The sequence below is a fragment of the Malonomonas rubra genome (assembly GCF_003247215.1).
GTDB lineage: Bacteria > Desulfobacterota > Desulfuromonadia > Desulfuromonadales > Geopsychrobacteraceae > Malonomonas > Malonomonas rubra_A.
The window spans coordinates 1-25,784 of the sequence record NZ_QKAP01000065.1 but is presented as its reverse complement, the minus strand read 5'-3'; the positions used below and the strand labels follow the sequence as shown (position 1 = coordinate 25,784).

General features: G+C 56.2%; 27 protein-coding genes, 1 pseudogene and 1 riboswitch. Of the genes and pseudogenes, 4 read left to right on the top strand and 24 right to left on the bottom strand.

What is annotated here, in order from left to right; all coding sequences use genetic code 11:
• Positions 1–203, top strand: a 203-nt coding sequence (locus Q7J88_RS06380; protein ID WP_303721322.1) for a hypothetical protein, incomplete at its 5' end; no start/stop codon positions are given.
• 1 nt (position 204) lies between these two features.
• Here Q7J88_RS06380 and Q7J88_RS06375 read toward each other — a convergent pair.
• Together Q7J88_RS06375 and Q7J88_RS06365 are read right to left on the bottom strand one after the other, a co-directional pair.
• Positions 205–870 (bottom strand): anaerobic ribonucleoside-triphosphate reductase activating protein, encoded by a 666-nt coding sequence (locus tag Q7J88_RS06375; RefSeq protein WP_369681983.1) that lies wholly within the window; start codon positions 868–870, stop codon positions 205–207.
• 32 nt (positions 871–902) lie between these two features.
• Positions 903–3,069, bottom strand: a pseudogene (locus Q7J88_RS06365) (ribonucleoside triphosphate reductase).
• A 362-nt stretch (positions 3,070–3,431) separates the two neighbouring features.
• Between Q7J88_RS06365 and nikR the strand changes: the two are divergent.
• Genes nikR through Q7J88_RS06350 form a run of 3 tightly spaced genes read left to right on the top strand, consistent with a single transcriptional unit; the run spans position 3,432 to position 4,539 of the window.
• Positions 3,432–3,851, top strand: a complete 420-nt coding sequence (gene nikR, locus Q7J88_RS06360; RefSeq protein WP_303721319.1) for a nickel-responsive transcriptional regulator NikR — start codon at positions 3,432–3,434, stop codon at positions 3,849–3,851.
• A 56-nt stretch (positions 3,852–3,907) separates the two neighbouring features.
• Entirely contained in the window at positions 3,908–4,222 is a 315-nt protein-coding gene (locus tag Q7J88_RS06355) for a hypothetical protein (protein WP_303721318.1), read from the top strand.
• The gene (locus Q7J88_RS06350; protein ID WP_303721317.1) at positions 4,183–4,539 is read left to right on the top strand and encodes a hypothetical protein; all 357 of its coding nucleotides are present in this window, start codon (positions 4,183–4,185) and stop codon (positions 4,537–4,539) included. Before Q7J88_RS06355 ends, Q7J88_RS06350 begins: the two co-directional genes overlap by 40 nt.
• Positions 4,540–4,553: 14 nt before the next feature.
• Here the strand turns inward: Q7J88_RS06350 and Q7J88_RS06345 are convergent, their stop codons facing one another.
• The 22 genes from Q7J88_RS06345 to Q7J88_RS06240 all read right to left on the bottom strand — a co-directional run bounded on the left by Q7J88_RS06345 (position 4,554) and on the right by Q7J88_RS06240 (position 25,545).
• The gene (locus Q7J88_RS06345) at positions 4,554–4,748 is read right to left on the bottom strand and encodes a hypothetical protein (RefSeq protein ID WP_303721316.1); all 195 of its coding nucleotides are present in this window, start codon (positions 4,746–4,748) and stop codon (positions 4,554–4,556) included.
• Between the two features lie 91 nt (positions 4,749–4,839).
• Positions 4,840–5,802, bottom strand: coding sequence for a tRNA-dihydrouridine synthase (locus tag Q7J88_RS06340; protein ID WP_303721315.1), 963 nt, complete (start codon positions 5,800–5,802; stop codon positions 4,840–4,842).
• An 8-nt stretch (positions 5,803–5,810) separates the two neighbouring features.
• Complete coding sequence (locus Q7J88_RS06335; RefSeq protein ID WP_303721314.1) at positions 5,811–6,038, bottom strand: DUF3820 family protein; 228 nt, start codon at positions 6,036–6,038, stop codon at positions 5,811–5,813.
• On the bottom strand, positions 6,031–7,053 hold the full coding sequence (locus tag Q7J88_RS06330) for a GGDEF domain-containing protein (RefSeq protein WP_303721313.1): 1,023 nt from the start codon (positions 7,051–7,053) through the stop codon (positions 6,031–6,033). Before Q7J88_RS06330 ends, Q7J88_RS06335 begins: the two co-directional genes overlap by 8 nt.
• A 110-nt stretch (positions 7,054–7,163) precedes the next feature.
• The gene (locus Q7J88_RS06325; RefSeq protein ID WP_303721312.1) at positions 7,164–7,916 is read right to left on the bottom strand and encodes an energy-coupling factor ABC transporter ATP-binding protein; all 753 of its coding nucleotides are present in this window, start codon (positions 7,914–7,916) and stop codon (positions 7,164–7,166) included.
• Complete coding sequence (gene cbiQ / locus Q7J88_RS06320) at positions 7,913–8,725, bottom strand: cobalt ECF transporter T component CbiQ (protein WP_303721311.1); 813 nt, start codon at positions 8,723–8,725, stop codon at positions 7,913–7,915. Before cbiQ ends, Q7J88_RS06325 begins: the two co-directional genes overlap by 4 nt.
• Positions 8,726–8,815: 90 nt before the next feature.
• A complete protein-coding gene (locus tag Q7J88_RS06315; RefSeq protein WP_369681982.1) occupies positions 8,816–9,862 on the bottom strand; it encodes an energy-coupling factor ABC transporter permease in 1,047 nt (348 codons plus the stop codon).
• 359 nt (positions 9,863–10,221) lie between these two features.
• The gene (gene cobD, locus Q7J88_RS06310; protein ID WP_303721310.1) at positions 10,222–11,298 is read right to left on the bottom strand and encodes a threonine-phosphate decarboxylase CobD; all 1,077 of its coding nucleotides are present in this window, start codon (positions 11,296–11,298) and stop codon (positions 10,222–10,224) included.
• Positions 11,295–12,233, bottom strand: coding sequence for an adenosylcobinamide-phosphate synthase CbiB (gene cbiB / locus Q7J88_RS06305; protein ID WP_303721309.1), 939 nt, complete (start codon positions 12,231–12,233; stop codon positions 11,295–11,297). Before cbiB ends, cobD begins: the two co-directional genes overlap by 4 nt.
• A complete protein-coding gene (locus tag Q7J88_RS06300) occupies positions 12,230–14,518 on the bottom strand; it encodes a cobyric acid synthase (RefSeq protein ID WP_303721308.1) in 2,289 nt (762 codons plus the stop codon). Before Q7J88_RS06300 ends, cbiB begins: the two co-directional genes overlap by 4 nt.
• Before the next feature lie 24 nt (positions 14,519–14,542).
• Entirely contained in the window at positions 14,543–15,595 is a 1,053-nt protein-coding gene (locus Q7J88_RS06295; RefSeq protein ID WP_303721307.1) for a cobalt-precorrin 5A hydrolase, read from the bottom strand.
• A gap of 24 nt (positions 15,596–15,619) precedes the next feature.
• Positions 15,620–16,411, bottom strand: coding sequence for a precorrin-4 C(11)-methyltransferase (cobM, locus tag Q7J88_RS06290; RefSeq protein ID WP_303721306.1), 792 nt, complete (start codon positions 16,409–16,411; stop codon positions 15,620–15,622).
• A gap of 2 nt (positions 16,412–16,413) precedes the next feature.
• The gene (gene cbiE / locus Q7J88_RS06285; RefSeq protein ID WP_303721305.1) at positions 16,414–17,625 is read right to left on the bottom strand and encodes a precorrin-6y C5,15-methyltransferase (decarboxylating) subunit CbiE; all 1,212 of its coding nucleotides are present in this window, start codon (positions 17,623–17,625) and stop codon (positions 16,414–16,416) included.
• Positions 17,626–17,647: 22 nt separating this feature from the next.
• Positions 17,648–18,700, bottom strand: a complete 1,053-nt coding sequence (locus tag Q7J88_RS06280; RefSeq protein WP_303721304.1) for a cobalt-precorrin-5B (C(1))-methyltransferase — start codon at positions 18,698–18,700, stop codon at positions 17,648–17,650.
• Complete coding sequence (locus Q7J88_RS06275; RefSeq protein ID WP_303721303.1) at positions 18,700–19,329, bottom strand: precorrin-8X methylmutase; 630 nt, start codon at positions 19,327–19,329, stop codon at positions 18,700–18,702. Before Q7J88_RS06275 ends, Q7J88_RS06280 begins: the two co-directional genes overlap by 1 nt.
• Before the next feature lie 14 nt (positions 19,330–19,343).
• The gene (gene thiC / locus Q7J88_RS06270; protein ID WP_303721302.1) at positions 19,344–20,651 is read right to left on the bottom strand and encodes a phosphomethylpyrimidine synthase ThiC; all 1,308 of its coding nucleotides are present in this window, start codon (positions 20,649–20,651) and stop codon (positions 19,344–19,346) included.
• Between the two features lie 55 nt (positions 20,652–20,706).
• Positions 20,707–22,050: a cobyrinate a,c-diamide synthase gene (locus Q7J88_RS06265; RefSeq protein WP_303721301.1), complete on the bottom strand. Its 1,344-nt coding sequence runs from the start codon at positions 22,048–22,050 to the stop codon at positions 20,707–20,709.
• Positions 22,051–22,057: 7 nt separating this feature from the next.
• Complete coding sequence (gene cobC, locus Q7J88_RS06260; RefSeq protein WP_303721300.1) at positions 22,058–22,657, bottom strand: alpha-ribazole phosphatase; 600 nt, start codon at positions 22,655–22,657, stop codon at positions 22,058–22,060.
• 7 nt (positions 22,658–22,664) lie between these two features.
• Positions 22,665–23,414 (bottom strand): adenosylcobinamide-GDP ribazoletransferase, encoded by a 750-nt coding sequence (gene cobS, locus Q7J88_RS06255; protein WP_303721299.1) that lies wholly within the window; start codon positions 23,412–23,414, stop codon positions 22,665–22,667.
• Positions 23,411–24,472, bottom strand: coding sequence for a nicotinate-nucleotide--dimethylbenzimidazole phosphoribosyltransferase (gene cobT / locus Q7J88_RS06250; RefSeq protein ID WP_303721298.1), 1,062 nt, complete (start codon positions 24,470–24,472; stop codon positions 23,411–23,413). Before cobT ends, cobS begins: the two co-directional genes overlap by 4 nt.
• An 18-nt stretch (positions 24,473–24,490) precedes the next feature.
• Positions 24,491–25,012, bottom strand: a complete 522-nt coding sequence (gene cobU, locus Q7J88_RS06245; RefSeq protein ID WP_303721297.1) for a bifunctional adenosylcobinamide kinase/adenosylcobinamide-phosphate guanylyltransferase — start codon at positions 25,010–25,012, stop codon at positions 24,491–24,493.
• 11 nt (positions 25,013–25,023) lie between these two features.
• Positions 25,024–25,545 carry a cob(I)yrinic acid a,c-diamide adenosyltransferase gene (locus Q7J88_RS06240; protein WP_303721296.1) on the bottom strand — a complete coding sequence of 174 codons (522 nt, stop codon included), beginning with the start codon at positions 25,543–25,545 and terminating at the stop codon, positions 25,024–25,026.
• Positions 25,546–25,629: 84 nt separating this feature from the next.
• A riboswitch (cobalamin riboswitch) is annotated at positions 25,630–25,784 on the bottom strand. This riboswitch is flagged as partial in the annotation.

The window sequence follows — 25,784 nt, the reverse complement described above, 5'->3', positions numbered from 1 at the left end:
GTGCAGCTTACTTCCTATCGCTTCCTTCAGACCTTGCCGTTGCCAGCAACGCCCTTGCGATTCGGATTGTCTTCCCCCTGATCAGGGTGACGCCTGCATCTTGCAACAGGCCGGGTTTGCCAGCTCCGCTGGGCAAACCAAAAAAGCCCTTCAGCGCAAAGCTGAAGGGCGTGAGTAAAAAAAATCTGAAAATTTTACGGTAACTCAGCTTCCTCGTAAAATGACCTTTTCGACGTAATTTTCCGCCTGCTTTCCAAACTTCTCAATCGTGCTTGTCGGGTAAGCATCCAGCCCTTGCCAAGTCTCATCCAGAGAATGCTCCGGCACAAACTGTTGCAGCACCCACAGAGGGGCACCGCGCAGTAACTCACCCAACCGGTCGATAACTTCAGCGTCAATCAATTGCGGTACGCAGGTCGTGCGAAACTCCACCTCGATCGGGGCTATTTTAGCCAGCCCGATCGTCTTGAGTAAATTCGGAACCGATACCGGGTGACTATGCAACTCCGGATACCGCTCCGGAAGCGTTTTCAGGTCGATCGCCAGATAGTCGAGCAACTGCTCTTCCATCAGTTCCTCAAGCACCTGTGGCAAAAGGCCATTGGTATCGAGCTTGACCTGCAGGCCAAGTTTCTTGAGCTGGCGTAAAAACGCTGGCAGACCAGCATCGAGGGTCGGTTCTCCGCCCGAAATAACTACCCCGTCGATAAATAACCTTCTATTTTGCAGGTCCGCCAGCAACTCGCTGACCGGATAATCGGAAAAGGTCTGTGGTTCGAGAACCAAGCCCGGATTATGGCAGAATGGGCAGGTCAGGTTGCAGCTACCGGTGAAAACTAACGAGGCAACGCGCCCCGGAAAATCGAGCAGGCTGGTTCCCTGAAAACCCTTGATCGAAATACTCAGCTTTTTTGCTCCTTACCCGACAGGTTGTACTCGGAGCGATCCTTGAACTCCTCCTTCTTTCCGCGGTTCCATTGCTGAACCGGCCGAAAAAAACCACAGACACGTGAATAAACCTCTGTTTTTGCATCACATTTGTTTGCCATTCGCGATTGCTCCCTTGCTTCTCATTTGGGTTTATGCCGCCTGCCCTTCATGGTTATGCGGGCAGGAGAAATGTTCACCGGTGATGTAACCGTGTACCGGACAGATGGTAAAGGTCGGACTGAGAGTGAAATACGGCAGATGAAAATTTTCAGAAATCCGCTTCACTAAAAGCCGGGCGCTACGCCAGTCGTCAAGCCGTTCGCCGAGGAAGCCATGGAACACCGTGCCTCCGGTATAGAGAGTCTGCAGTTTGTCCTGGTGGCTGAGGGCCTCAAAGATATCCTCGGTAGTACCGACCGGAAGCTGGGTCGAGTTGGTGTAGTACGGCTCGTCGGTGCCGGCGGTGACGATATCGGGATAGAGTTCGCGGTCGCGGTTGGCCAGCCGGTAACTAGTCCCTTCCGCCGGGGTCGCTTCTAGGTTGTAGAGGTGACCGGTCTCTTCTTGATAAATCTCCAATTGCTTACGCATAAAGTTGAGGGTCCCTTGCGCCAGCGCCTGCCCTTCCCCACTGTCGATGCCGCAACCAAGCAGATTCTTGCAGGCTTCGTTCATGCCGATCAGGCCGATGGTGGAGAAATGATTATCCCAGTAGTTGCCGCTGCGCTCCTGAATGGCCGAAAGATAGAATTTGCTGTACGGGTAGAGCCCTTCTTCGGTCAGGCGCTCCAACTGCTTACGTTTCAGCTCCAGCGACTCGAAAGCCAGCTTCATCAGATAGCTGATCCGGTCGTAAAAGCTGCTGACGGAGTCTGCCTCGTAGGCGGCGCGCGGCAGGTTGAGAGTGACCACGCCGATCGAGCCGGTTAATGGGTTACTACCGAACAAACCACCTCCACGCCGGCGCAGTTCGCGGTTGTCGAGGCGCAAACGGCAGCACATCGAGCGGGCATCCTCCGGATCCATATCGGAGTTGACGAAATTACTAAAATAGGGGATGCCATATTTGGCGGTCATCTCCCAGACCGGCTGCAGGCGGTCACTCTCCCAGTCAAGATCATTGGTGATATTGTAGGTCGGAATCGGGAAAGAGAAGATCCGCCCCGAAGCATCTCCCTGCATCATCACCTCGCAGAAGGCACGGTTGAGCAGGTCCATCTGCTCTTGGAACTCGCCGTAGCAGCGATCCTGCAGCTCGCCGCCGATCACTACCGCGTCACCGGCCATATTCGACGGCACCATCATGTCCATAGTAATATTGGTGAACGGAGTCTGGAAGCCAACCCGGGTCGGTACGTTCATGTTGAAAATGAACTCCTGTAGGCACTGCTTGACCTCGCCAAAGGAGAGTCGATCATAAGCGATGAACGGCGCCAGCAGGGTATCGAAGTTGGCGAAAGCCTGAGCGCCGGCCGCTTCTCCCTGCAGGGTGTAGAAGAAGTTGACGATTTGCCCGAGCGCGGTGCGAAAATGCTTCGGCGGGGCACTCTGGATCTTGCCGTAGGCGCCGGTGAAACCTTTCAGCAGCAGGTCCTTTAGATCCCAACCGCAGCAGTAAATCGACAGCATGCCCAGATCGTGGATATGAAAATTCCCCTCGCGGTGGGCGTTGGCCACAGCCGCCGGGTAGATTTTGTTCAACCAGTAATTGCTGGTGATATTCGAAGCGATGTGATTGTTCAGCCCCTGCAGCGAATAGCCCATGTTGGCGTTTTCATTGACCCGCCAATCCTCGCGCACCAGATAGGAGTCGATCGCGGCGATCGACTGTTTCATGAACTCCTTGGTCTGGCGCAGCCCCTCGCGCTGTTTACGGTAGATGATATAGGCCTTGGCGGTTTGCGCGTGACCGTTCTCGATCAGGATCTTCTCGACAAGATCCTGAACATTTTCCACGGTCGGCACCCGATCGCCCTTATAGAGCACTGTCAGTATTCCGCTGACCTGCCGGGTAATGTCAGCCGCTTTTTGCAGGTCGGTGCCACCGACCGCCTGAACAGCCTTGATGATCGCCTGGGCAATCTTCTGTTCTTCAAAAGGTACTAATCGACCATCCCGTTTGCGAATAAATTCGATCACGCTACGCCTCCCTGAAAACCAGACACTTAATAAATAGATTTTAATTTAATGTAAAGAATGCAAAGAAGAATAACAATAATCGCACAAACTACATAGCAACTCACAGCAACAGAGGCTACCACAAGATATCCGGAAGTCAAAAGACAAAAACACTACATCTTGTAGATTTCTTTCTCATTAAACACCACATCTTGTCAAAGAAACTGTGTCCAACATGTGGACAACTTAGCTAAGGTCGGGCAATCTCTGTTACTTTCTTGCCCTGTTGAAATTCATGTGTTAAACCATTTTCTAGCTTTTCTCTCATCCCCAAAATTAGATTCTCCCCCGATTTGGAAAAGATAAACAATGAGGATTTTACGATGGCCAATTTGACACGTTTCGGAATTTCCATCGACAGCCGGCTACTAAGCCAATTTGACGAAATGATCGACCAAAAAGGCTACGTCAACCGCTCGGAAGCGATCCGCGATCTGATCCGCGCAGCGCTGGTGGAAAAAGAATGGGCGGACGACAACCAGCAGACCGTCGCCACCGTAACCCTGGTCTACGATCATCATACCCGCGACCTGTCGGACAAGCTGACAGAGCACCAGCACTCCCACCATGAGGAGATTGTCTCGACCCTGCATGTTCACCTCGACCATCACCACTGCCTCGAAGTGGTGGTCATTAAAGGAGCGGCCAATAGGGTTAAGCGGATTGCCGATGAACTGATCGGTACTAAGGGGGTCAAGCACGGCAAGCTGGTTGCCACCACCACCGGCCAGAACCTGCTTTAGTAGGCACAGGCTTATCCCTGCTGCCAGCTTCCGCTAAAGCCAAGGAGAAAATCGCCATGCGCATCCAGTCACGCTCCACAGTTATCCTCGGCATTATCCTTATCCTGCTTCTGCTTAGCGGCTGCAGCTCGGGACAATATCAGCCGGTTGAACGGATATCTGCCATTAAAATTGAGTTCGTCGCCCCACGGTGGAACGACACATTGGTGCCGGATGGGCAGCAGTGCAAAAAATCCGGCGGTCACGGCAGTCCTCCGGAGCTACTGATCAGCAACATCCCAAGCAAAGCGAACGCGAGTCTATGGAACACATTGACTAGAATTCACGGGAGATGGACAACGGCGGTCACGGCAAGCTGGACTATCGGCTGACACCGGGAATCAGGCAGATCATCATCCCGCCGGTCGCAGGACACAGTTTTGAACTACCGGAGAATTTCTTCCTGGTGAAAGCTCACGCCAATCCGATCTGGGATCAGGCTGACGCGTATCTGCCGCCCTGTTCTGGAGGAAAGAGGAACCACCACTATGTCACGGTGAAGGCAGTTTACCTGGCACCGGAGGGGGATCAGTCCTTACTGCTGGGACATGCCAAGCTGAACCTTGGTCACTATTGTGGTGAACCGGTGGCGGCCGCTGTACTTTCCAGCGGCGGCTACCGAACCCGGCCAATCTCCTGCAGTCAGTGAAATGCTGTCTGCTACTAAGAGAGCAGTAACTGCTGCAGTTTCACTAGGCAGGCCGCGACCATCAGCCCCAGCCCGGCGGTAAACAGGGTCATCGCCTCATAGGACAAAACCTGATAGTGTCCTGTAAGCCGGGCGACACCAGCGACCAGACAGACAAGCAAACCTAATCCACCTAAAACATCCCCTGCAATTCTCAACAATCTGCCCATTTCATCTCCTCCAATTGCAGTCAATAGTGATAAGAGCAGCTAAAGAATACTTTACATCAGTTCCAAGCATACCATTCGTCAGGCTACCTGCCTATTTTCCCCTTATCGCTGCCAGCCGCGATAAAAAAGTGGCGACAGTATTTGCCCGCTTCAGTTTTCCCAGTGCTCTCTGTAACTCTGGATCGGGAATGAAATTGAGTAGATCCTTCAGCTTCATCAGCGCTTGTCGTTCGCCGCAGAATTTAACCAGATACAGTTCCAACAATGCCGCGACATAGTTGGTTAATTCCTTCCGGCGCTGCGCTGCATCTACCTGATCCGGCGCTAGCCCACGAATCCGCTGAAATAGCCAAGGGTCGGCCAGGGCGCCACGGCCAAGCATCAAGCCCGCCACGCCCGTCTCCTGCAAAAGCCGCCGACCGGTTGCCGCGGCATTGATATCACCGTTGGCAATCACTGGCAGGCTGGTTCGCTTGACCACTTCCGCGGTCAACTGGTGATCAGCTTCTCCGGCGTATTTTTGCTCAACCGTGCGCGGATGAAGGATCAGATAATCGAGTCGACACTCTTCGAAGATCGGCAGCAGCTGAAAGATCTGTTGCGGGTCGTCGTAGCCTGTCCGACACTTGACCGAAAGGCTTCCATCAGTCGCCTTCCGCAGCGAGATCATCAATTCACCCAACTTGTCCGGCTCACGTAGCAGCTCGCCACCTGTCGCGCCGGTGGCCATCCGCCCATAGGGGCAGCCGAGATTAAGGTTCAAATGCTGACAACCGGCCTCTTGAACCCTCTGCGCCGCTTCGGCCAGCGCGCTGGCAGTGTGACCAATCAGCTGCACCACCAATGGGACATGAGAATCGTGAGCCCTGATTTCCGCCAGTTCCGCCTTGGCGATCCGCTTGCGCGATTGTGTCTGCACCCGGACAAACTCGGTGAAAACGACATCGGGAGCAACCGTCTGGATAAAATAATTGCGTAGCGCATCGTTGGTCAGCCCCTGCATCGGAGCCAGCATCAAAGGGGTACGGTCAGCAGACCAGGGAAGGTTTTGCATTGCACGGGTTACTTCTGAAAGGGGCGAATCAACGACTCCAAACCGTTGACCTTGATTTCGTAGATCTCCAGCAGTTGTCGGCCCAATTCGCCACTCGGCAGATTGTTGCGCACCAGCCAGACAACGTACGGCTCCGGCAGATCGACCAGATAGCGTCCCTCGTACTTTCCGAACGGCATTTTGGTTAGTGCCAGCTTGTACAAGGCATGATGATCGAAAAGTGCGGTTTCAGCCATCGCTCTTACGCGCCTTTTTCTTCAGATAAAGGCGCTCATCAGCCAACTTCAGCAGCGCTTCGGCCGAATCTACACTGTCCTCCATCACCGAAGCGATCCCAAAACTGATGCGGATACTGATCTGTTCTCCCTGCCATTCCATCGGCTGTGAACAGAAAGCATCAGCCATCCGCTGCAGCAGGAAATTCGCCTGTGCCATAACCGTTTCCGGCAGCAACAAAACGAACTCGTCACCAGCCAGCCGGGTCACCATGTCGGATTGTCGGCTCATCCGCACCATCCCCTCGGCCAAGTGCCTGAGCAGGGCATCGCCGCAATCGTGACCGTAGGTATCGTTGACCGGTTTGAACAGATCAAGATCGACGAATGCCAGCGACAGATGCGAACAATAACGCTGCGCCCGGGCAAAGTCCCGCTCAAGGGTCTGTTCCATCGCCCGCCGATTGTGCAACTCGGTCAGCGGGTCGTGAAAGGCAAGATAGCGGAGATTTTCATGCGCGGTGACGTTGGAGAGAAACAGCGACACTTTAATCGCCAGCCGCTCCAGATGGATCGAGTTATAACCAGGATGAAAGCGCTGAGGCGAAGCATCCGCCAGATTGAGGCTGCCGACCAGCGCGCCGTTCAGGCTGACCGGTACCATCGCCAGCGATTTGAAATAAAACTTGTCCAACTCCGGCAGCAGAATCCGGTAAGGGGCCAGGTTCTCGTTCTCCAGCAGCGGCTTTTCGGGCCGCCGGACTAAACGGGCAAATTGCTCCCGGCTGACCAGGTTGAGATGTTCACCGATTTTCGACCTGAGAGCCACCCGCTTAATCGGGGCGGAGGCGTCTTCGTCATGGATCAGGCTGAACCAGACGTGTGGAACATCGAAGATGTCGCCGATCTGCTCGCGCAGCACCTGAAAAAAATCCTGGAAGTCGAGCACCCCGAGGATCTTGGTCTCGAGCAGGTGAAACTTTTCCGCCAGCTGTTCGATCTCGTGAAATCGCTCTATAAGCGTCTGCTGTCTCATGGGCTGTATTTAGCACACCCTTGGCAAGAACTCCATCGATGACTGAACGGCAGCTTCATTTCTAATCAGGAAACAACCGTCCAAGTAGACAGACAACAGCTGAAGCAGGTTCAATCCCGGCCACAAACCGGGCATCCCTGCAGGCGTAGCGGTTTTTCCAGATGGCACCGTTCCAGCAGCTTGCCATCGTTGAAGATCTCGAGAGTCGGGCCATCAGCCATGACCTTTCCGGCATGGATAACGATAGTGCGCTGGCAGAGGTCGAGAACCAGATCAAGATCGTGGGTAGCGATAATTTTGGTATGCTGAAATGAATCCAGTTGGGCGATCAACTGCCGGCGCGCCCGTGGGTCCAGACCGGTGGTCGGCTCATCCATCACCAGCACGTCAGGGGACATCGACAGGACCGCGGCAATGGCCACTGCGCGCTTTTCACCGCCGGAGAGTTTATAGGGAGGACGATCTTTCAGGTGCAGAACGTCCATGCGGCTTAAAGCGTCGCTCACCCTGACCTTGACATCCTCGGCGGGAAGCCCCAGATTCAGCGGACCGAACGCCACATCGTCAAAAACGGTCGGCATGAACAACTGGTCGTCCGGATCCTGAAACACCATACCAACGGAACGCCGCACGTCGCTGACCGTCGCCTTGGTCAAAGGAAAATCGCCCACTTGGACAGACCCCTCGCGCGGCGTCAGGTAACCGTTCAAATGCATCAACAGCGTCGATTTCCCCGCGCCGTTGGCACCGACGATCGCCACCGATTCACCGTGAGTAATCCGGAAAGAAACACCTTGAATGGCGGGGGTTCCATCGGGGTAGGTATACTCCAGATCTTTAACCGCAACGATATGATGGCTCATTGGGCAAACTCCAGCAGAAAACCGCCCAGCAGTTGGGACAGATTATAAAAACGCAATATCAGAAAAACAGCTGACCAGGCGAGGGTGAAGAAGAACTCATGCCAGCCGAACCTAAATAACCGCATCTGGTGAATCTCGCCGGTGAACCCGCGACACTGCATGGCGAGATGAATTCTCTGCGCCCGATCAAGGGTGCGCAGCAACAATTGCCCGACAATATGCCCGAAGACAGTCATGCCCGTACCCCGGCCATTGAACGACCGCAGTGCCCGTGCCTTCACCAGCCGGGATGCCTCTCCCACCAGCACAAACAGATAGCGATGCAACAGCAGCAACTGGACGGTGAAAACCCTTGGGGCACCGATCTTTTCCAGAGCCATGCAGACCCCGTTGAAACTGGTTGTCGCAATCAGGATCAGCGCCATGCTGATGGTCAAACAAAAACGCAGCATGATCGAGGCGAAGGAAACCCAGCCACCACTGATTCCAACAGGGCCGACATGGAAAAGGATGGTTTGGTCGAAGAACGGATTGAAGACACCGATGAAAAAAGCAAACGGAGCGACAAACAGTAGTTTCTTCAGTAAGAAACCGACCGGAAGTTGCGCCGTGGTCAGCAGAACCGCAGGAAAGATGAAAAAAGGAAGCAGCGCCGAAAGCTGGTATTTCTGAAACGAGACGACGCAGCAGATAAAAATCAGCGTAGTAACAACCTTGGCCCGTGGATCCAGTCGATGGACAAACGTATCACCACCTGCCAGGGTATCGAGTGAGCCAATTTCAAAAAAGGCGGTTTCAATTCTGGACATAGTTAACAGCAATCAGCGAGATGTGCAGACTAGGTAATTAGTTCCCACGAGCATTTCAGGGGGGAGCTGAAAAAACAACAAAAAACAGGATCAACCAACCTGGGGCCGTTGCCGACGCTTGAGTAACAAGCCGATCAGGGCAGCCAAGGCTAAAGTCATGATCCCGCCGATCAGGCCGGAAACCGATGTACCCGCATCAACCGCCGGCCAAGCCTCGGCGGCTTCTTCCGCGACCTTTTCAGAGGAGGTCTCTGGTTGGGCGAACCCGTAATCGGGGAGAAAAGCGAAGCATTCTTGCAACCAGGCCAGTGCAGCGTGAAGTCCTGACTCCCCCTCTTCAACTTCTTCGCTTCCGGTTACCCCCAGAATCGCCCACTCCAACCCATCCGGGTTGGCCGAAGCGAACCACGAAAGTGAACCACCGGTAACAACTGTCACGATTGCCAGCCCGACAAGAACTTTTTTCAAGGAAAGACCGCATAAAGAACGGGCACTGTCAGCATATTTCAGGATCTCCGGACGGGCCTTCCAGACAAACAGCACGACCGCAGCAGTAACCAGCCCCTCAACAATCCCGATTGCCAAGTGAATCGGCTGCATCAGGGACACAAACGTATTAAACGGCAACGACGAGACCCCCGACAAAACAGTTTCAAGTACCACACCGAAAGCCCCCAGCTGCAGTCCGAACACCGCGGACACAATCGCCGCAAGAAAAATGCGCCGTTGCGACGGGCTCTCCCCAACAAGCGGTCGGTAGATCAGTGGATAGGCAATGAAACAGGGGAAAATCCCAAGATTAAAGATATTGCAGCCAAGTGCAAGCAATCCCCCATCGGCAAAAAACAGCGCCTGAACGGTTAAAACTGAAGCCATGGCCAGAAAAGCGGCGTAAGGTCCGAGCAGGATCGCGAGAATCATTCCGCCACCGAGATGGCCGCTCGATCCTGTTCCTGGAATCGTGAAATTGATCATTTGGGCAGCAAAGATAAAAGCTGCAAGAACCCCCATCAACGGGACTTTGCTATCATCCATCTCCAGCTTTACCTTGCGTGAACAATATGCAATGGTACCAGCTGTTGCTGCCCACATTGTCCCCCCGACGGCCGGAGTAAGAAGAGCATCCGCCATGTGCATAATATAAATCTCCCGATGCTTGAGTATAAAAATCACAAAACGTATCGAACGATTCATCCCGCAAGTATGACGAAAATAGAATTCGTAACACTTGAAGGAGAGAAAAAGTCTCGAATTCGAGACTTATCGTTCTACCCAAGCAGTTTGTATGCCAACACAATCCTGCCAATTCTGGCCCCACAGGGAAGCGAACCTGACAGGTTTTCAACAACAGTCACTATAACAGACAAGTTTTTGTCCCACGAATAAAAAAAAAGTAGCACCACCAACCATCGGATCTTCTTCTCGTCCTGAGCTGGATGGTGCCGAAGCTTTCCTGTATATAAATTCGATGACTGGAAAGCCCTGGAACAGCGCCTTCAACAACTCCTGCTGAATATCGACGCCAGCCGCCCCAAAAGAAGGGTGTTAGCCTCTTTGCCAAGCACAGCCAGCCGCAAATATCGGGCATCAAGCGGATTAAAATCTTCGCAGGACCGAACTAGTATTCCATGTCTATACAGCTTTCTTTTCAATTCGATCGCATCAGGCCCCTCCTGGGGCAAACGACAGAGCAAATAATTGGCCCGAGCAGGAAAAACCTTCATCCCCAGCTTCTCCAGCCCTTGCTTCAACCCCTCACGTAACAATCCGATCCGCGCCAACGTCTGCTCACGGAAATGGTCAACCGCCAGACAGGCAACCCCCGCCGCAATGGCCAAATTTGACAAACTCCAGGGTTCTTTCTGTGCCGCCAGTTTAGCGATATCGGCATCCGATCCAGCTAAATAGCCGACCCGCAAACCTGGGATGGCGTAAAACTTGGTCATCGAGCGCAACACCAGCAGGTTCGTTGTTTTCCCGACCTGTTCCAAGATCGAATACTCCGGGCAGAAATCGACAAAGGCCTCATCCAGAAGCAGGCGACAGGACCCCAGCCGGCGAGCCAGTTCTAGTAACTTCCACGATTCTATGCCCACACCGGTCGGGTTTCCCGGATTGGCCAATACAACCAGGTCCGTGTCCTCGCGAAGTCCGTTGACTATTTGTTCAACGGAAAAATAAAAGTCATGTTCAGGGGATAGGGCAACAGTATCTATGTGACAACCGACTTGTCGCAGGGCCGGAGCATACTCGCTGAAACAGGGCAGAATCAGTAGAGCCCGGCGGGGACGAAAGACTCGTGGCAGCAAGTAGATCAGTTCTGTCGAACCGCTGCCGGGGAGCAGTCTCGTTTCAGAGATTCCATGAAAGTCCTCCAGTTCCCGACGTAGAGAAGCCGCCTCAATCTCCGGATAATCACGAATCCTCTGCAGCGCATCGATAAGCACCTGCTCAACCTCTGGCGGCGGACCAAGGGGATTGATGCTGGCAGAAAAATCATAGATCGCTTCGCGAGGCAGTCCCAACTCGCCCATCGCCCTATCAACCCCGCCACCATGAACCGGTTTGTTCATAGCACCCCCAGTAACAAGATGGCGAGTCCGCCGAATCCGAGCGAGCTGACATAGAGCAGCCGGATCAATTGACGATAATGCTGAATCGACAACGGCTGCGAAGCATCTCCGAAAGTCGGCTTCTCCACCTGCTGTCCGAAGTAAACAGCCACTCCGCCGAGCTGCACACCAAGCGCCCCGGCAGCGGCAGCTTCCGGCCAACCGGCATTGGGACTGGCGTGCTTGCCGGCGTCACGCAGCATCATTTTTTTTGCTGAATCCCCGTTCAACTTCAACAAATAGGAAGAACCAACAAACAAACAACCGGTAAGGCGGGCCGGGATATAATTGAGCAGATCATCCAGGCGTGCCCCGGCCCAGCCCAATTCTCGATACTTATCGTTTTTATAGCCAACCATCGAATCTAGGGTGCTAGCCGCCTTGTAAAGCATGCCGAGCAGCGGCCCGCCGAGCAGCAGATAAAACAACGGCGCGATGACGCCGTCAGAAGCATTCTCTGCCACCGTTTCCAGGGTAGCTTTTAGAATTCCCGCTTCATCTAGGGTCGCGGTTTCACGGCCGACGATCATCGACAGCGACTGCCGTGCCCCTTCCAGATCTCCCGCCGCCAGATCTTCGATCACGGTCAAGCTTTCGCGATGCAAAGACCGAAGCGCCAGGCAACTCCAGCCGAGCCAGAGAGAAACCAGCCAACCTAGCCAGACACCGAAAGCGGTGGAGAACTGCAGAGCCAACCAAGTAGCAGTTCCGGTGATTAACAAGGTCAAGAGCACCAACAAAATCCCGGCCAGCTTGGCGGACGGGAACAGCGGCCGCAGCACCTCCTCCAAGCGGTTGATCAGCCGCCCGATCCAGACAATCGGGTGCGGCCAGCCGTGCGGGTCACCCAACAACAGATCGAGCAACAGGATCGCTCCAAAAAGTGCGCTGCTCATGGCAACGACTCAGGCGGTTGCAGCCAGGAGCAGATCTGTTCGATATCGAGATGCCGCTCCAGATGATCGGCCAGCTTGTCCAATTCGAGATTGAGCGCCTGCTGCGTCGAATGGACAGCCGGTGCCTGGCCACGTCCAGCCCGCAGCGGCGCCAGCACGGCATAGCGCACATGATCGTCATCGAAAAAGCCGTGCAGGTAGGTTCCCCAGACACGACCATCAGCCGAAACAGCTCCATCGTTGATCTTAACCGGCTTCCCGGAGCGACTGGTCAACTGCAGCAGCGGCCGACTCATGATGCCACACGCGCTCTCACCAGCATGGATTTCGTAGCCCTGCACCTCACCCACCCCGCCGAATCCGGCCGCATAAGCGGCCTGTTGAAAACGCGCCGTCACCTGGTGGGTCTGCTTGCCCGGCTTGAGAATGGTATCGACATCGAGGAGTCCCAATCCGGTTGCCTCAAACCGTTCCGACTCAACCGCATCAGGGTCAGAGAGGTTGTCGCCGAGCATCTGGAACCCGCCGCAGATGCCGATCACCCTACCGCCAGCGGCGTGATAGCTGCGAATCGCCGAAGCCAAACCGCTCTCTTCGAGAAAGTCGAGATCAGCCAGAGTGCTTTTTGTCCCGGGTAAAATCAGCAATTCCAGTCCGTCAAGCTGCTCGGGCGCTTCGATATATTGCAGGCTGACGTCCGGCTCCCGCTCAAGCGGATCGAAATCGGTGTAATTGGAGATCCGCGGCAGACGCACCACACCAATCTGGATTCCGCTTTTCTTTTCCCTCTGCTTGCGCGTGAGCGCCACCGAGTCCTCTTCCGGCAGCTGGAACTCGCCGACCGGAATCACCCCAAGCACCGGCAAGCCGGTACGGTCTTCGATCGCCTCAATTCCCGACTTGAGCAGCGATGCATCACCACGAAACTTGTTGATGATAATCCCTTTCAGCTGCGCCCGTTCTGCGGGAGAGAGCAATTCAACCGTGCCGACAATAGCAGCAAACACCCCGCCACGATCAATATCAGCCACCAGAATCACCGGGGCCTCAGCCACTGCGGCCGCTTTCAGGTTGGTGATGTCGTGGGCCATCAGGTTGATCTCGGCGATACTGCCTGCCCCTTCCATGATGACCAGATCGACCTGCGCCGCCAATCGCCGGTAGGATTCTGTCACCTGCTGAAAGGCTTTCGCCTTGAAATCATGATACTGGGCTACCGTCATATTGCCGATCGGCCGTCCGTGGATGATCACCTGCGAACCGGTATCCGAGTTTGGCTTGAGCAATACCGGGTTCATGTCGATGTGCGGTTCCAGCCCGCAGGCTGCGGCCTGCAATGCCTGTGCGCGGCCGATTTCTCCGCCGTCGGGAGTTACCGCCGAGTTGAGCGCCATATTCTGCGCCTTGAACGGTGCCACCAGCCAGCCCCGCCGGGCGAAAATCCGGCACAGTCCGGCATTGATAATGCTTTTGCCGACATCGCTGCCGGTACCACCGATAAACAGCGATTTCGGCTTAACCTCATTTGTTGAATCACTTCTCGAGGAAAAATATTTACCGGCGTAGCCGCGCGGCGTGAGCATCCGACCATTCGCATCGACATAAGTCGAGCTGTTGCCGATCAGTACCAGCGAAAACATGTCGATCTCGCATTCGAGCAGCTCCGCCAGAGTAGTAAGCGTGATCTGCTCGCCTTCGCGGCAGGCGTTGCGGACGATGCCGACCGGGGTCTGTGGTGAACGGTGTCGCAGCAGGATATCGCGCGCCTCACCGATCTGGGTAGTGCGTCCCCGGCTCTTCGGATTGTAGAGAGCAATGACAAAATCGGCGCTGCCGGCAGCATTGAGCCGTTGCCGGATCAGTGGCCAGGGAGTGAGCAGATCGGAGAGGGAAATAACCGAAAAATCGTGCATCAACGGCGCACCGAGCCGCGCGGCGGCAGCCTGCACCGCTGAAACCCCGGGTACCATTTCGACTTCCAACTCACGACCGTCAAGCAGCTCAAGGGCCAGCCCGGCCATGCCGTAAACCCCGGCATCCCCGGAGCAGACCAGAGCGACCTTGCTACCCGCCTCGGCCCGCTGCAATGCCAGCTGACAACGTTCGACCTCCTGCCGCATACCGCTGGAGAGTAGCTCCTTGCCCTCAATCAATTCCGGTATCAAATCAAGGTAGGTCTTGTAGCCCGCCACACAATCGGCCTGTTTGATGGCAGCCCGGGCCGCGGGGGTCAAATGTAAAACATCGCCGGGCCCCAGCCCGACGACCCAAAGTTTTCCGGTCATCAAATTTCCAAAACGATTAAAAGATTAGCTTTGAATTTCCGTCACTGCGATCGTCAGGTTGCCGACCTTCTGCTTGCGGATCAACATTTCGCCCATCCCGGATGCGAGAAGCGCCGCAGGTTCACAGACCCCTTTGGCCCCGACAGCTTTTTGCGCATGCAGCGATACCGGACTGGGAACCTCAACCCGGTTCAACTCCTCGGCAGAGTAAAACTTCAGCGGCAAACTGTTATTCTCGGCAAATTCAACCAGCCCCGCTTCATCCTGTTTGGCGTCGATGCTGGCGACACAAGCGATACTGGCAAAAGCAAGAAATGATTGCTTCAATTTGTTACGCACCGCCAGTTCGATTTCTCCCGCCGAGGTGTTACGGTTGCAGCCGATACCAACCACCAGATCACGCGGCCGCAGCGCGAGCATTTCCGGTTGATTCTGCAGATGCGGCAGAAAGCGGTGAGTGACAAACACCAACCCTTCCGCCGATGAACGGGTTGCGGCGGCAAAATTGTCGTACAGTTTCACTCCCGGCACCTTGGAAAACTTATCCGCGATCCGGCGCCGCTGATCGACGAGCCCGATTCTGCCTCCTTCAAGCAGCAGCCGGTTGAGATTTTTCAGATTCGCGACCGGTTCTACCATCAGACCAACATCCCGCGCGGCCTGATCCCAGGCAGGCAAACTATTAACATCCGTCGCCGTGGTGATGACCGGGGTTGCACCAGAGGCTTCAGCAATCCGCCGGGCCAGATCGTTGGCTCCGCCGAGATGCCCGGAAAGCAGGCTGATGGCGAACTGCCCCGCTTCGTCCATTACCACCACCGCCGGATCCTGATCCTTGCCCTTCAGCTCACGCCCAAGAATCCGCACCACAATGCCGGTCGCCATGATACATATCAACTGCTCAACTTCTCGAAACAGACCCGGCAACCAGACCGCCAACGGTTTGTCGAAACAATCATCGTCGTCGCCCCGCCGAAGCCTTTCCGGCAGAAAAACGCGTGCTTCCGGGAGTTTTGCTCCTAGATGGCGGGCCAGCTGCACCCCCCCGGAAGTAATGGCAACGATCGCGAGTTTCATAATTCTCCCAAAACGGCAATAAAATCAAGCCTTTCGATAGCCATGGGTGAAATCTGAAGCATAAAGCTTCGACTTTTCCGGCACCCCTTTACTGCGTGCATTCAGAACTTCGCCGACCAAGATCAATGCCTGCCGGGTGATCCCCGCGCTCGCAACCTTCTCGGCAATATCCGCCAGCGTGCCTTCTACGGTCCTCTCATCCGGCCAACTGGCACGGTAGACAACCGCCACCGGAGTCTGCTCGGTAAAAACACCGCCAGCCAGCAGCTCGGCAACCAGTTTTGCCATCATGCCAACCGAGAGGTAGAGACAAAGGGTTCCGCCATTGGCAGCCAACCGCTGCAGCTGTTCCGGATCCGGCACCGGAGTCCGGCCGGCCAGACGAGTCAGGCAGAGGGTCTGGGAGACGCCGGGCAGGGTCAGTTCCTGCTTAAGACTGGCAGCCGCAGCAAAAGTGGCCGTTACACCTGGAATCACCGCATAGCCGATTCCAGCGGCATCGAGCGCTTCCATCTGTTCCTGAATCGCACCGTAGAGAGACGGGTCGCCAGTATGCAGGCGCACCACCTTCTTCTTCGCCCGACAACCGGCAACCAGAAGCGCCAACACCTTCTCAAGATCAAGCGGCGCACTGTCGTGGATCTCGCAGCCTGCCTGGCACTCTTCCAACAGCGCTGGATTAACCAAGGAACCAGCATAGACGACGACATCGGCCTGTTGCAGTGCTTTTAAGCCTTTGACGGTGATCAGCTCCGGGTCGCCGGGACCGGCACCGACGAACAGCACCTGGCCAGCTTTGAGTATCGCTTCCGCCACTGTTAGTCTTTCACCGCGGTAAGGATGTAAACCGGGTTGTAGGCCTCGAACATCTTGTAGTCGGAGAGCGGGCGGGTCCGGGCAATGTTGACCGTGACCACCTCGACCTGATAACCGGCGTTACCAAAATATTCGTTGGCAGCAGTCAGGGTATCAAGGGTAATGGCGTTGAGGACGATCCGCCCACCTGTCGCCAGACGCTGATCGACAGTATCGAGGATCTCCCATAGTTTACCTCCACTCCCACCGATAAAGACTCGATCCGGATCGGGCAATTCCTCAAGGCAGTCAGGTGCCAGGCCTTCAATAAGAGACACATTGCGGGTATTGAATTTCTGCAGGTTTTCCTTGATGAACTGGCGACATTCCTCGTTCCGCTCAACGGCGAAGATGCGACCGTTCGGCAGCAGGTGATCGGCCTCGATACAGATCGAACCGGAGCCGGCGCCGATGTCCCAGAGGCACATGTCGTGGCGCAATTTAAGCTTGGCCAGGGTGATTACCCGCACCTCTTCCTTGGTGATCAGCTTCTTGACAGTAACGAATTCATCATCGGGGATGCCGAGAGTCGGCACATACTGGTGGGCGTCGTCCTCGTACTCCTTGATCAGCAGCAACACGTTGAGTGGCGCCGCCTCGAATTCGAGTAAACCCTTGATATCGGTTACCCGGATTCGTTCCTCTTCGGTGCCTAGATTTTCGCACAGATAGGCCTTGTAACCACCACGCCGGCGACTGAGCAATTCACGGGCAATAGCACCGGGATTGTTGGTCTCATCGGTCAGTACTGCGGCCTTGTCGTTGGCGACGATCCGGTCGACGGCATCCTTCAGCTCGCGTCCGTGGGCGGAAACGAACACCGCATCGTCCCAAGGCTCGCGAATCTTGGCGAAGGCATACTGCACCGAGGTGACGTTCGGCAGAAACTCTATCAGTTCCTCGGGAAGATTGCGCAACAGGGTCCGGCCGATCCCGAAAAAAAGCGGATCCCCAGAAGCGAGCACAACCACCCTACGGTCACTATTTTGCAAGCGTGACACCACCTCGGCGAGGTTTTTACCTAAAACCAGCTTTTCCCCAGAAAAATCGGGAAACAACGTCAGCAACCGCTCGGCGCCAATCAGCAGCTCTGCCCGATTGATCAACTCCAACGCTTGGGGGGTAAAACCTTCCTGGTCGACAATCCCAGCACCAATTACATGAATCGATTTCATTCCTCGCCTCCCTCGGGAGATTTCAAGAAAAAACTTTCGCGACCTGCCCGTGGTAATCGATCAGCAGGATCGTCACCACAGCGCCCGGCAGCTGCCGCTGGCAGATATTCAGCGCTTCCCGGCCAACATGTTCTACCAGCCTTGAATCTGCTTCCGATTGCTCGAACACCTGGCGGGCTGTATTGGCCAACTCTAGCTGTTGACATTCGGCATCGTCAAGGCCGATTTCCTGCGCCCATTTGCGCAGTTGTAGAAGGTCAAGCTGCGAATGGCGAACATGCGTCTGCGGATGTCCACAGGCAATCTTCACCAGTTTGGCAAACTGCCCTGATAGCGCGAGCTGCGCGATACCTTTGCGGTGACAGGCCTCAAGAGTATAGCCGATAAAATCGCCCATCATGACAAAAGCTTCTTCCGGCAGACCAAAATGTTGCTGCGCCGCCAGCTCGCTAGTGCGACCAGTCGACAATACCACCAGGCTGGATCCGGCAGCCTGGGCGACATCGAGCGCCACTTCCAGAGTATCGGTCCAGGCCTGGTGGGAGATCGGCCGAACCACGCCGGTGGTACCGAGCAACGATAGACCGCCGACAATCCCAAGCCGCTCGTTGAGGGTCTTCTTGGCTCGCTGCTCACCATCCGGGATCGACAGGGTCAACTGCAGACCTTCAGCCGCAGCGAAGACTTCACGCACCGCCTGTTCAATCATCCGTTTCGGCACAGGGTTGATCGCCGGCTCGCCGACAGCAACCGCCAACCCCGGCTTGGTCACCCGGCCGACACCGGTTCCGGCAGAGATCTCCAAGCCACAACAATCGGCATAACGCATTTCGGCATGCAGTTCGATACCATGCGTAACGTCCGGGTCATCGCCGGCATCCTTGACGACGTAACAGTGGGCGACACCACGGACAATTGACTGCCCGTTCAATTGAAACTGCGCAGTGAACCCGGCCGGCAGCTCGATGTCGACCGATTCGGCCGTCCCGTCCCGCAACAGTAGTGCCGCTCCCTTGGCGGCCGCTGCAGCACAGGCCCCGGTAGTGTATCCGCTGCGCAGTTCCTTTTTGCCCATCAGTCCTCGGCTTGAATCAGCAAGGAATTGAGGATCGCAGCAGCGATCGCGGAGCCACCTTTGCGCCCTTCGATGGCGACGTAGGGCAGATCGGTCGCCAGCAAAGCGGCCTTCGATTCGGCGGCGCCGACAAAACCGACCGGCACACCGACAATCAGATCTGGCACAACGTCACCCGCCTCGACCAGTCGCAGCAGCTCAAACAAGGCGGTTGGCGCATTACCGATCAGAAAGATGGAACAGCCCTCTGCCACCCCTTTGCGCACGGCGAAGGTCGAACGAGTCAGATCGGCCTCTTTCGCCTCAGCGGCCACCTGTGTATCGGCTACGTGGCAGGCGATACTGCCACCCAGCTTGGCCAAGCGACTCTTGTTGACCCCGGCCAGCACCATATTGGTGTCGCAAAGGATCTTCGCCCCGCTACGCAGTGCCCAGACCGCGCTTTGAACCACATTCCAGGAAAAGCGCATCTGCTCGGCCAGCTTGAAGTCGGCGGTGGTGTGAATCACCCGCCGCACAATCGGCCACTGCTGCTCATCGAAATAGTGCGGCCCGATTTCGCTGTCGATAATGCGGAAGCTTTCCTGTTCGATCTCCTCCGGCTTCAAGATGGTTGAAGTTCCAGACATTTCCTTCCTCCCGATCAGATTTTATCCCCGCGCAGATCCTTTTTGAACAATTCCCCAGCGCCGCGCGACGCGCAGAAATCGCCGCACATGGTGCAGGTGTTCTCGTCCTCCGGAATCCGGCTGGCACGGATTTTTGCGGCATCCTGCGGAAACAGCGCCAGCTCGAACTGCTGCTGCCAATCGAGATCGCGGCGTGCCTTACTCATCTGCTTGTCCCTTTCGCGCCCCTTTTCCGGGTACTTGTTCATATCGCCGACGTAGGCCGCCACCTTTGCCGCCTTGACGCCGTCGATGACATCCTGCTCGTTCGGCAACGCCAGGTGTTCGGCCGGGGTGATGTAACAGATCAGGTCGGCACCGTAACGACTCGACTGAGCGGAGCCGATCGCCGCAGAGATGTGATCATATCCCGGTGCGACGTCAGAGGAGATCGGACCGAGCATGTAATAGGGTGCGTCACCGCTCATCCGCTTTTGCAGCTTGATGTTGGTCTTGATCTCGTCGAGCGGCATGTGCCCCGGTCCTTCCACCAGCATCTGACAGCCCATCTCACGGCCGAGTTCTGCTAGCTCGCAGTTGATCAGCAGTTCCTGAACCATCGCCCGGTCGTGGGAGTCGTGGATCGCCCCGGCACGCAGGCCGTTGCCAAGCGAGAGCACGGTGTCGTACTTCTTCAGGATATCGACTACCCGGTCGAATTTTTCGTAAAGTGGGTTTTCCTTGCCGTTCTTCATCATCCAGGCGACCATCGACACTCCGCCCTTGCTGACCAGCCCGCCGTAACGGTAGCCCTGTTTGCGCAGCCGCTCGATGGTATAAAGATTGATACCGCAATGCACCGCCATGAACGCCATGCCGTCGGCGCATTGCTGCTCGATCAGGTCGAACAACATTTCCTCGTCGAGCTTGTTCGGGTCGCCATACTTGCGCGCCGCTTCGCAGAAAGCCTGGTAGAGGGGCACGTTGCCAACCGGCAGGTCAACGGCGGCAATCACCTCACGCCGTACGCGGTCGAGGTCGCCACCAACCGACAGCTCCATCAGGGTATCGGCACCGGCCGTTTCTGCAGCCTTCGCCTTCCGCACCTCGGCCTCATAATCGACGATGTCGGAACTGGTGCCGATCGAGGCATTGACCTTGGTTGCCAAACCCTTGCCGATGCCGACTACTTTCGGTTTACGGTTATGGTTATTCGGAATAACGATGGTGCCAAGCTCAATCTGCTCGCGCACATAGTGGCCGCTAACTCCCTCACGTTCAGCAACCTCGGACATTTGCTGCGTAACAATACCCTCGCGGGCGAATTCAATCTGGGTTTTCACTACAACTGCCTCCTGAATTATTTGAACGGACGCCCGACTGGGTCGCCCTGAAATATTATTGTCTTTTTAAACAGAACCGGACGAAATGCTCCGCTACCTGCGGGTTACTTCCGAAATGCAGGTGAACGTAAGAGCCAAGCACATTTTTGCTACAGTAACCTTCTATGCCGAGCAATTCGCCGCCGCGCCGACTGAGCCGGTAACAGCGCTCCACATTTTCCGGCATCTCCACCTCGGAATAGTGGAACTCATGGCCACGCACCAGAGTTCTGGCCGGGCCAAGGATTGAATCGGCTCTCAACTCAACCTGTCGATAACCGAGCGCCCGTCGACGTGGCAGCATTTTCACCTGTGCCGGAAAAACACCACACATCGGCTGATCGTCGATAGCAGCACACAGGTACATAAAACCGCCACATTCAGCATAGATCGGCAATCCTGCACGCGCCTGTTCGGCAATCTGCCAACGCAACGATTCGTTTTTTTGCAACTGTTCAGCGTGCAACTCCGGATATCCGCCACCGAGATAGATGCCTGCAAGGTTATCCGGCAACTGCGTTTCGTGCAGCGGTGAAAAGGGAACCAGTTCCACCCCGGCCTGTTCCAACAGACGCAGGTTCTCCGGGTAGTAGAAACAGAAAGCCCGGTCGCGGGCGATGCCGATACGCAAGCGCTGCTCGACTGCTGGAGTTGTAACCTCAAGGGAAAACGCCACATTGTTGGCCGCCAGAGTCTGCAGTATTTCTAAGTCAAGATGCTGTTCAACCCAAGCGGCCAGTTTTCCCCCATGCTCACCGGCCAGATCTTCGGCGGTGACCAAACCGAGATGTCGTTCCGGTAAAACAATCTCTTCCGAGCGCGGCAGGCAACCGAGCAACGGCGGCAGTCCGGGTGTCGACTCGACCGCTTCGCGCAGCAGCTGGGCATGCCGTTCGCTGCCGACTCGGTTGGCGATTAGTCCGGCGATCTGCAAATCAGGATCGAAGGTGCCAAACCCCTTCACTAGGGCAGCAAAGCTGCGCGCCTGCGCGCGGGCATCGACTACGAGCAGTACCGGCAAACCTAGCCACTTGGCGATCTGGGCGCTGCTCCCCTCTTCGTCAGCACCGCTGACTCCATCGAACAGACCCATCACCCCCTCAGCGATCGCGATATCTGCTCCGGAGCAACTCGCCGCGAAGGTTTCACGCACCTGTTTCTGACTGCAGAACCAGCTGTCCAGATTATTCGAAGGCCGACCGCAGATGGCAGCATGATGGCCGGGATCGATATAGTCGGGGCCGACTTTAAAAGGTGCAACAGCAACGCCCCGTCGTTTCAATGCCGCCATCAGACCGAGGGTCAGACTGGTTTTACCGCTACCGCTGCTTGGTGCGGCGATCAGAAGTCCGGGAATCACGGGCCAGTTATCCGTTGAGCTTCTTCACCACGGCAATGCCGTCGGTGAAGTAATCGATGATGTTGTGGCAGCCGTAATCCTGCTCGATGTGAAACAGGCGATCGAGCGGTGCGCCGATGGCGTCGAGAAGAATCACTCGGTTGACGCCGCCATGGCCGACGATGACAATCTCGCCACCGGGGTGCGCTGCGATGATCTCATTGATGACCGGCCGCACCCGTTCAGCCAGCTGCAACAGGTTCTCGCCGCCAGGAGGAGCAACGTTGACGATATCATCGAGCCGTGCCTGCCAAAGTTCCGGATAGGCCTTTTGCAGCTGCTCCCAGGTTTGTCCTTCCCAGTCGCCGATGTGCAGCTCCCGCAATTCAGCATGGTAGACCGGCTTGACCTCCTGTAGAATGGCTATCTGATCAGCGGCAGTACGGCAACGGACCAGATCACTGGAATAGATAGCGGTCAATTTCTGATGCTGGAAACGCCCGGCGAAAACTGCCGACTGCTTACGACCGAGATCGGTCAATGCGACATCTCCCTGGCCGTTATAGCGCTTCTGCTGAAAACCTTCGACCTGCCCGTGGCGCAGCAGGTGGATGCGGGTAGCTTTCATGAAAACCTCAATAGAATGCAAGAATCAGCAGCAGGGCAAAAACTTCGCTCATCTCGGTGGCCGCTCCGAGAATATCCCCGGTTACCCCGCCAAGACGACGTTCGAAATAATACATTAGCAAAACGGCAAACAGCAGCAGCAACACGGCCAGCCAGAAGCCGTTGAACTGGAACAGTACCAACGCGGCCAACAACAGTGTCAGGCTGGCACGCAGCAGTTCCGCAGCGCCAACATGCTCGACAAATACCGAGCCGGTGCCGCCTTCTGCGCGAACATAGCTGGAGCAGCGGGCCAGAAACACCTGACACCAGCGCCCGGCCGTCGGCATCAAACACAGCGCCGCGCTTTTCTGCGCCAGCGGGACATGATACAGGCAGAGGTACTTGAGCAAGAGCAGCATCACCAGCCCGACTACGCCCATCGCCCCGACCCGGCTGTCCTTCATGATCCGCAAACTGCTTTCCCGATCGCGGCCGCCGGCCAGCCCGTCGATCATGTCGGCGACACCGTCCAGATGCAGCGCCCCGGTCGCCAGAATCAGCAATAGAAGCAAAAGACAATCGAGCACCGCCCGCGGGATCAAGGGGCTGAGCAGCCCGTTGCAAAGAACCAGCAACAAACCGAGGGCTAGGCCGACTGCCGGAAACAGCCCCATGCTCCGCCCGAGCCGCTGGTTGTCGATCACCACATGTTCAGCCAGTGGGAAGATAGTCAGAAAAGCACCGGCGGTGCGAAAATCATCCCACTGCTGCTTCACTGCTCTGATCCCTCGGTCACCCCTGCGGCATCGAAGGTCAGAACCTCGCGAAACACCCGCAAACCAGCTTCGATCAGGGTCATCGCCAAAGCGCCGCCGGTTCCTTCGCCGAGCCGCATGTCGAGATCGAGGATCGGCTGCTGGCCGATCCGCACCAGCATATGGTGATGACCGATCTCCACCGACTGGTGGGCGGCAAAGATGTAGTCGCGCACATTCGGGTGCAGTTCGGAAGCGATCAGCGCGCCGGCCGTCGAGATAAATCCATCGACCACCACCGGGATTCCCTCGGCAGCACAGCCGAGCACCAGCCCGGCGATGCCACCGATCTCAAAGCCACCGACCTTGGCCAAAACATCGACCGCATCGTTCGGGTCGGGTTGGTTGACTGCCAAGCCCTTGCTGATAGCGAGAATTTTGCGGGCCAACCCCTCATCATCGACACCGGTCCCACGGTGGGTCACCTGCTCGACCGGCAGATGGCATATACAGGCGGCGATTGCCGCCGACGGGGTGGTGTTACCGATCCCCATATCGCCGGTGCCGACCAGATCGATGCCATCGTTTTTCGCCTGTCGGGCCATCTCGACGCCGGTCAACAATGCCTGCAACGCCTGCTCCTGGCTCATCGCCGGTCCCTTGGTGAAGTTGGCGGTTCCTTTGGCAATTTTACGCTTGATCAAACCGTCAAGATCCTCGAAATCGGTCGCCACCCCCATGTCGACCACCTGCACCTCGGCACCGACATGACGCGCCAAGGCATTGATCGATGCGCCTCCATCAACGAAATTGTAGACCATCTGCGGGGTCACTTCCTGCGGGAAGGCGCTGACCCCCTCCTCGGTGACGCCATGATCACCGGCAAAGGTGTAAATCCGCTTGCCGCGGACCTCTTCACTGTCGGTGATGGCAACGTAACGGCGGGCAAATTCCTCCAACCGCCCGAGAGAACCGGCCGGCTTTGCCTGCCGATCGATACGGGCCTGGATTTCGGCCAGCTTTTCTGCGCTGACCGGTTTGATTTGTTCGAGAATTTTTTTCAGTGCAACTCTAGGCATTTTTTTCTCCTGAAAACTTTATTTCAACTTCAGCGGTACTCCGGAAACCACGAACCAGGCTTCGTCGGCAGCTGCCGCGAGACGCTGATTGACGATCCCGGCCAAGTCACGAAACTTACGCGCCATTGGGTTCTCCGGCACGATACCGCTGCCAAGCTCGTTCGACACCAGGTAGAGCGGCTCCTCCAGCTGCCAGGCCAATTCGATCAAACGATCAACCTCGGCCAACACCGGTGCCTGCTTTTCTTTAAAATGAAAAAACAGGCTGGTCACCCAAAGAGTCACGCAGTCGAGCAGCAGGGCACTGCACCCGTTGGCTGCATCGGGCAACCTCTCGGTCAACCAGAGCGGCTCCTCCAACAACCGCCAGCGTTCGCCACGCGCCTGCCGATGCAGTTCGATTCGCGCCGCCATCTCGTCATCATCGACCCGCGCCGGTGCGATGTAGAGGAGCTGTCCTGGATGCTTTTCCACCAGTTGCTGGGCAAAACCACTTTTCCCGGAGCGGGTGCCGCCAGTAATATAAATCATCTTCGCCATCGGCCGCCTCTTCAGTATTCAATTCCGGCACGCGCCAGGATACCCTGTTCGAAAGGGTGCTTCTCGGCCTGTATCATTGACACCAGATCGGCTCGCTCGATCACCTCTTGCGGCGCGTTGCGACCGGTCAACACCAACTCGGTTGTGGCAGGGCGCTGATCGAGCAATTCAAGCCCATCGGTCAAGGGCAGGTAGCCGTTACCCAGCACCACGTTGAATTCATCAAGCACCACCAGATCGTAATCCCCAGCAAGGATCTTCGGCCGAACCATGGCAAAGGTCTCAGCAACGTTCTGCCGTATCTGTTCCGGCCGTTTGCGGCCTTCTACCCCGCCGACTCCGGCGGTGATAATTTCCAGACCCGGCAAACCTTGCAGGATATTCAGTTCACCACTCGGCAACGATTCCGACTTGAGAAACCGCACCAGCAGCACCTTGAGTTCCTGCCCCAAAGCACGAACCAGCAGGCCGGTAGCGGCGGTGGTCTTCCCTTTCCCGGGGCCGGTATAGACCTGAATCAAGCCCTGCTGCATAACAACTCCAAAACGTCTAGACCCCGCTACCTGAGGGTACCGGGGTCTAGAAGAAACGCTCCTCCGGCGCCTCTCCCGCGAAAGGGCAACGGTCAATATTCGGGCAGGTCTCCTGGCTTGTGGTTCATCTTACTGGCCAGCCCTTCCCGGCTCGAAAGAGCCAGTGGTTTGCTGACGTTCATCACCACTTACAGTTGCGGGGCAGCGAGGGATTTTCACCCTCTTCCCTATTCTCCCAC

What these genes read in the sequence shown, in the direction of transcription:
- Q7J88_RS06335 (WP_303721314.1), bottom strand. Translation starts at nt 6,038, where the DNA reads ATGGCTGAAACCGCACTTTTCGATCATCATGCCTTGTACAAGCTGGCA.
- Q7J88_RS06315 (WP_369681982.1), bottom strand. Translation starts at nt 9,862, where the DNA reads ATGCACATGGCGGATGCTCTTCTTACTCCGGCCGTCGGGGGGACAATG.
- cbiB (WP_303721309.1), bottom strand. Translation starts at nt 12,233, where the DNA reads ATGAGCAGCGCACTTTTTGGAGCGATCCTGTTGCTCGATCTGTTGTTG.
- nikR (WP_303721319.1), top strand. Translation starts at nt 3,432, where the DNA reads ATGGCCAATTTGACACGTTTCGGAATTTCCATCGACAGCCGGCTACTA.
- Q7J88_RS06240 (WP_303721296.1), bottom strand. Translation starts at nt 25,545, where the DNA reads ATGCAGCAGGGCTTGATTCAGGTCTATACCGGCCCCGGGAAAGGGAAG.
- Q7J88_RS06295 (WP_303721307.1), bottom strand. Translation starts at nt 15,595, where the DNA reads ATGAAACTCGCGATCGTTGCCATTACTTCCGGGGGGGTGCAGCTGGCC.
- Q7J88_RS06300 (WP_303721308.1), bottom strand. Translation starts at nt 14,518, where the DNA reads ATGACCGGAAAACTTTGGGTCGTCGGGCTGGGGCCCGGCGATGTTTTA.
- cobT (WP_303721298.1), bottom strand. Translation starts at nt 24,472, where the DNA reads ATGCCTAGAGTTGCACTGAAAAAAATTCTCGAACAAATCAAACCGGTC.
- Q7J88_RS06275 (WP_303721303.1), bottom strand. Translation starts at nt 19,329, where the DNA reads ATGTCTGGAACTTCAACCATCTTGAAGCCGGAGGAGATCGAACAGGAA.
- Q7J88_RS06350 (WP_303721317.1), top strand. Translation starts at nt 4,183, where the DNA reads ATGGACAACGGCGGTCACGGCAAGCTGGACTATCGGCTGACACCGGGA.
- Q7J88_RS06325 (WP_303721312.1), bottom strand. Translation starts at nt 7,916, where the DNA reads ATGAGCCATCATATCGTTGCGGTTAAAGATCTGGAGTATACCTACCCC.
- cobC (WP_303721300.1), bottom strand. Translation starts at nt 22,657, where the DNA reads ATGAAAGCTACCCGCATCCACCTGCTGCGCCACGGGCAGGTCGAAGGT.
- cobD (WP_303721310.1), bottom strand. Translation starts at nt 11,298, where the DNA reads ATGAACAAACCGGTTCATGGTGGCGGGGTTGATAGGGCGATGGGCGAG.
- cobU (WP_303721297.1), bottom strand. Translation starts at nt 25,012, where the DNA reads ATGGCGAAGATGATTTATATTACTGGCGGCACCCGCTCCGGGAAAAGT.
- Q7J88_RS06280 (WP_303721304.1), bottom strand. Translation starts at nt 18,700, where the DNA reads ATGGGCAAAAAGGAACTGCGCAGCGGATACACTACCGGGGCCTGTGCT.
- Q7J88_RS06330 (WP_303721313.1), bottom strand. Translation starts at nt 7,053, where the DNA reads ATGAGACAGCAGACGCTTATAGAGCGATTTCACGAGATCGAACAGCTG.
- Q7J88_RS06355 (WP_303721318.1), top strand. Translation starts at nt 3,908, where the DNA reads ATGCGCATCCAGTCACGCTCCACAGTTATCCTCGGCATTATCCTTATC.
- Q7J88_RS06345 (WP_303721316.1), bottom strand. Translation starts at nt 4,748, where the DNA reads ATGGGCAGATTGTTGAGAATTGCAGGGGATGTTTTAGGTGGATTAGGT.
- cbiE (WP_303721305.1), bottom strand. Translation starts at nt 17,625, where the DNA reads ATGAAATCGATTCATGTAATTGGTGCTGGGATTGTCGACCAGGAAGGT.
- Q7J88_RS06340 (WP_303721315.1), bottom strand. Translation starts at nt 5,802, where the DNA reads ATGCAAAACCTTCCCTGGTCTGCTGACCGTACCCCTTTGATGCTGGCT.
- cbiQ (WP_303721311.1), bottom strand. Translation starts at nt 8,725, where the DNA reads ATGTCCAGAATTGAAACCGCCTTTTTTGAAATTGGCTCACTCGATACC.